Below are 4,685 nucleotides of genomic sequence, written 5' to 3'. Positions count from 1 at the left end.
GCCGATCTGCGTCACTCCGTCAATGAATCTCTCGTTCTCCATCTGTCCTCCGAAAATCCCGTGTTGTCGCCAGTAAACGCCTCAGCAAACAGGCGCGCGGCCCGGCGTGAAACCGGACCGCAGGCGCGGGCGCAACCCTAGCGCACATGGCTCCCGCCGGGCAACCGCCCAGGTACTGGTTCGTGGAGGAAATCGATCGGGATGGGCTTCCGGGGGAAGACTTGGTACGCCCGATTCGACGCGAAAAGGCCCGGACAGGAGCAGGAACTCTGGCCGGGCCTCGTAATTTCTAGCGGTCGCGGTCAGCCGCGCAGGCAGCCCTGGCAGACTCCGCCGAAACGGATCTCCGCCGTATCCACGCGCATGGGCAGGTGCGAGAGCAGTTCGCTCAGGTCTGCGCCGAACCCGCCGGAGTCCAGGCATTCCGTGTGTCCGCAGCGCGAACAGGTGAAGTGGGCGTGGTTCTCGTGCCCGGTGTGCAGGCAGTAGCGGAAGGCGCGCTCACCGGCGTTGTGCCGGGTGGCCACGTTGTGCTCCACAAGAAGGTCCAGGATGCGGTACAGGGTGACGCGGTTGAGCTGCGCGCCCAGTGTGGCGAGCAGTTCCTGCGGCGTTGCTGGGCCCTCGGCTTCTGCCAGGGCGCGCACCACCAGCAGGCGCTTTTCCGTGGCGGCCAGCCCGCCGCGTCCGAGTATTTCCTGTCCGTCCATCATGCTCCCCTGCTTTCGCTGACGCTTACTGTAACGCCTCGCGGAAGCCCTTGGCAACCTTCAACAGGTTGGCCTCCCAGTCCGGGGCCAGCGGGTCGGCGATGATGAGCTTGGCGCCCACGGCCTGGGCGATGGCACCGGCGGTGCGCTGGCTCATCTGCGGCTGCACGAAGATGGCCTTGGCGCCCTTGGCCTTGGCCTGGCTGACGATGGCCGCCATGCGCCTGGGCGAGGGTTCCTTGCCTTCGAACTCGATGGCCGTCTGGATCAGGCCGTAGTCGCGCGCAAAGTAGCCCCAGGCCGGGTGGAACACCAGGAAGCCGCGCTTGTCGGCCGGGATGCCCGCGAACACGGCCTTCAACTGGGCGTCCAGGGCGTCGATATCCTTCTGCCAGGCCGCGAGGTTGGCGGCATAGACCTTGGCGTGGACCGGGTCGGCCTTGGCAAAGGCATCAGCTATCCTGGCGGCAATCTGGCGGGCGTTTGCCGGGGAAACCCAGACATGCGGATCCATCTCGTCGTCGTGCCCGTGCGCGCCCTTGGCGTCCGCCTTGGAGCCAAGCTTGGAGCCGGGCTTGCCGTGGTCCTCGTGCCCTTCGGGCATGGGCAGCTTCTTCAGGCCGTCTGCGGTGTGCACGAAAAGAAGCTTGGGATTCGAGCCCTTCAAGCGGGGCTCCCAGGCTTCCTCGAACTCCAGCCCGGTGGAAAGATACAGCACAGCGCCGGAAAGGGCGCGCATCTGCGAGGGCTTGGGTTCGTAGGTGTGGGCATCGGCTCCGGCGGGCACCAGGATGGTGGTCTGGATCAGATTCCCGCCGATCTTTTTGGCGAAATGCTCCAGCGGAGCCACGCCCACCGCCACCTGCATGGGCCCGGCCAAAGCCAGCACCGGCATGGCGCAGGCCAGCAGCACGGCGCCCAGAATCCCGAACATCTTTCTCATTGCGTACGCTCCCGGTTTCGGCTACACCCCCAGGCGGTGCAACTCTGTTGCATCGTCTCTGCAACAAAGTTGCATGAGTGTCAAGCCTGGCCGACGCCGAGATTCGGAAAAGCGGCACAAGGAAAGCATGGATCAGAGCGCCTTCGCCATCTTCGCGGCCATCGTCACCTCCATCGTGCTGGAGGCCGCGCCCTTCCTGCTCCTGGGCTCGCTCCTGTCGTCGGTCATCGCCGTCTACGTGGGCGACGACGCCCTGGCCCGCCTGGGACAAAAGAGCCTGCCCGCGCAGATCGGCCTGGGGCTCTTCGCCGGGCTCTTGCTGCCCACCTGCGAGTGCGGCGTGGTGCCGGTGACGCGTCGGCTCATCAAAAAAGGCGTGCCCGCGGGCGCGGCCATCCCTTTCATGCTGGCGGCCCCGGTGGTCAATCCGGTGTCCCTGGCCGCCACCTGGGTGGCCTTCCAGGGCGATCTCTCCATGGTGGCCGGGCGCGTGGCGCTGGTGGTGCTGCCCGCCGCGGCGCTGGGCTGGGCGCTCGGGAGCATCAACGGGCCCGACCTTTTGCGGCCCACGCTGGACATGGCCCACGACGCCCATGCGGAAGGCTGCGGTTGCGGCTGCGGCCATGACCACGCAGGGGAACGCAAGCACCCTGGCCTGGCCCAGGGGCTACTCGATGTGCTGCGCGGCACCGGACGCGAGTTCCTGGACATGGGCCTGTTCCTCATCGTGGGCGCATGCGCGGCCGGGCTGTTCAAGGTCTTCCTGCCGCAGGAATGGCTGACCCTCGTTTCCGCCAACCTCTGGCTGGCCGTGCCCGCCATGATGCTGCTCGCCGTGCTCATGAGCATCTGCTCCGAGGCCGACGCCTTCGTGGCCGCCAGCCTGTCCATGTTCCCGCGCCCCGCCCTGCTGGCCTTCCTGGCCCTGGGCCCCATGCTGGACCTGAAGCTCATCCCGGCGCTCGCCAGCGTGTTCCAGCGGCGCGTGGCGCTGGTGCTCATCCTCGCTCCGGCGGTCGGCGTATACATGCTGGCCATGAGCCTGGGTCTGGCCGGAGTCTTCAAATGAGCGCTCTCGCCACCTTCAAGGCCACCTTCCAGGACCGCATGGACGGCCTATGCCTGCTGTGCCTGGGCGGCTTCATGGCCGCGCTGGCCCGCTCCGGCCTGTATTGGTATTTCCTGAACCCGAAGTTCAGCCCCGTGACCCTTGGCGCGGGCGTGCTGCTCTGCCTCGCCGGGCTGGGCCTGGTGCTGCGACCCATGCCGGGCCGGACCACCCCAATGCGCCTGTGGCGGCAGGCCGCGCTTTTGGCCTTCCTTTCGCTTGCGGCCACGGCCTGGGGTCAGGCGGCCAGCGAGCCCCTGCCCGGCGCGCTGAACCCGGCCTCCGCCGAAAACGCGGCGCTGGCCCCGGAGGAAGAAGCCCCCGTGGACCCGCGCCCGGTGCGGGACGGCAAGGAGTACGTGCGCCTGAACTTGGCGGAACTCTACATCATGCTCGACAAGGGCCGCACGGACTACCCGGAGCGCTTCGCCCTGCGCGCGGTGGTGTCGCGCACGCCGCAGCTGGACGGGCGTGGGCACGTGCTGCTCAAGCGCACGGCCGTGGTCTGCTGCCTGGCCGACAGCATGGAACTGTCCTTCGCCACGCGCGGACAAGGATTGGACGGCCTCAAAAGCGGCGACTGGGTGGAGGTCTTCGGCCATCTGACGCCGATGGAGCCCAAGGGAGCGGACAAGGGCTTGATCAAGGCCGCACCCAAAGGCGAGGGCCCGTCGCTCAGTCTCACCAATCCCAAGTTCCGCATCGAGGCGGACGCCGTGGTGCCCATCAAGGGCCCGGACTTCCCGTACCTCTTCGAGTTCAAGGAAGAGCCGCCCTTCGCCTGGTAGGGACATTCGTCCAGAGGGACATTCGCCGGACATTCGTCCAGAGTGGGGGTGTGCTTCCGCCGAATGGCGCCAGGCACCGACTCCAGCTTTCCACGCCCCGCTCCAGACGCAAAAAACGGGGGATCGGTCGCCCGATCCCCCGCCTCAATGGCGTGATGTTGTGACCCGCTACATGTTCGCCAGCACGGCGTCGCCCATGGCCACGCAGCCCACCAGTTTGCAGCCTTCCTCGCGGATGTCGCCCGTGCGGTAGCCCTGCTGCAGGGTCTTCTGCACCGCGCCCTCGATGGCCAGGGCCTGCGCCTCCATGTCCACGGAACTGTACCGCAGCAGCATGGCCACGGAGAGGATCGTCGCCAGGGGATTGGCCTTGTCCTGCCCGGCGATGTCCGGGGCCGAGCCGTGGATGGGCTCGAACAGGCCGGGGTTCTTCTCGCCCACGCTGGCCGAAGGCAGCATGCCGATGGAGCCGGTGATGACGCTGGCCTCGTCGGACAGGATGTCGCCGAAGAGGTTCTCGGTGACGATGACGTCGAACTGGGACGGGTCGCGCACCAGCTGCATGGCCGCGTTGTCCACGTACATGTGGCTCAGCTCGATGTCCGGGTAGTCCTTGGCCACCTCCAGCACGATCTCCCGCCACAGGCGCGAGACATCGAGCACGTTGGCCTTGTCCACGCTGCACAGCTTCTTGCGGCGCTTGCGCGCGGCCTCAAAGCCCACCTTGGCGATGCGGCGGATCTCATGCTCGGCGTAGATCATGTTGTTGAAGCCCACGCGTTCGCCGTCGCGCACCTCGACACCCTTGGGCGTGCCGAAGTACGCGCCGCCGGTCAGCTCGCGCACCACGAGCAGGTCAATGCCCTTGGCCACGATGTCCGGGCGCAGGTAGCAGGCGTGTTTGAGCTCCGGGAACAGGCTGGCCGGACGCAGGTTGGCGAAGAGCCCCAACGCCTTGCGGATGCCGAGCAGGCCGCGTTCGGGCCGGATGGCCGGATCGATGGTATCCCACTTGGGGCCGCCCACCGCGCCCAGCAGCACGGCGTCCGCCGCCTGGCACAGCTTCACCGTGGCGTCTGGAAGCGGACCGCCCGTGGCGTCGATGGCGCTGCCGCCGATGAGGGCTTCCTCGATCT

At 67.4% G+C, this 4,685-nt stretch carries 5 protein-coding genes; 2 read left to right on the top strand and 3 right to left on the bottom strand.

Annotated elements, in window-relative coordinates:
* Window positions 1-302: 302 nt before the first annotated feature.
* Together VN419_RS01955 and VN419_RS01950 are read right to left on the bottom strand one after the other, a co-directional pair.
* Complete coding sequence (locus tag VN419_RS01955; RefSeq protein WP_325643880.1) at window positions 303-713, bottom strand: Fur family transcriptional regulator; 411 nt, start codon at window positions 711-713, stop codon at window positions 303-305.
* Window positions 714-735: 22 nt separating this feature from the next.
* Complete coding sequence (locus VN419_RS01950; protein ID WP_325643878.1) at window positions 736-1,653, bottom strand: metal ABC transporter solute-binding protein, Zn/Mn family; 918 nt, start codon at window positions 1,651-1,653, stop codon at window positions 736-738.
* Window positions 1,654-1,780: 127 nt separating this feature from the next.
* Between VN419_RS01950 and VN419_RS01945 the strand changes: the two genes are divergently transcribed.
* Window positions 1,781-2,722 (top strand): permease, encoded by a 942-nt coding sequence (locus VN419_RS01945; RefSeq protein WP_325643876.1) that lies wholly within the window; start codon window positions 1,781-1,783, stop codon window positions 2,720-2,722.
* Entirely contained in the window at window positions 2,719-3,549 is an 831-nt protein-coding gene (locus VN419_RS01940; RefSeq protein WP_325643874.1) for a hypothetical protein, read from the top strand. Before VN419_RS01945 ends, VN419_RS01940 begins: the two co-directional genes overlap by 4 nt.
* A 168-nt stretch (window positions 3,550-3,717) precedes the next feature.
* Here the strand turns inward: VN419_RS01940 and leuB are convergent.
* A partial coding sequence (leuB, locus tag VN419_RS01935; RefSeq protein ID WP_325643872.1) for a 3-isopropylmalate dehydrogenase occupies window positions 3,718-4,685 on the bottom strand: 968 nt, incomplete at its 5' end.

This window comes from Humidesulfovibrio sp. (genome assembly GCF_035560995.1).
Taxonomy (GTDB): Bacteria; Desulfobacterota; Desulfovibrionia; order Desulfovibrionales; family Desulfovibrionaceae; genus Humidesulfovibrio.
The sequence above is the reverse complement of the archived record's forward strand: the minus strand, read 5'-3'. Positions and strand labels throughout refer to the sequence as shown.

Coding starts and splice junctions, on each gene's coding strand:
- VN419_RS01945 (WP_325643876.1), top strand. CDS start 1,781: ATGGATCAGAGCGCCTTCGCCATCTTCGCGGCCATCGTCACCTCCATC.
- VN419_RS01950 (WP_325643878.1), bottom strand. CDS start 1,653: ATGAGAAAGATGTTCGGGATTCTGGGCGCCGTGCTGCTGGCCTGCGCC.
- VN419_RS01955 (WP_325643880.1), bottom strand. CDS start 713: ATGATGGACGGACAGGAAATACTCGGACGCGGCGGGCTGGCCGCCACG.
- VN419_RS01940 (WP_325643874.1), top strand. CDS start 2,719: ATGAGCGCTCTCGCCACCTTCAAGGCCACCTTCCAGGACCGCATGGAC.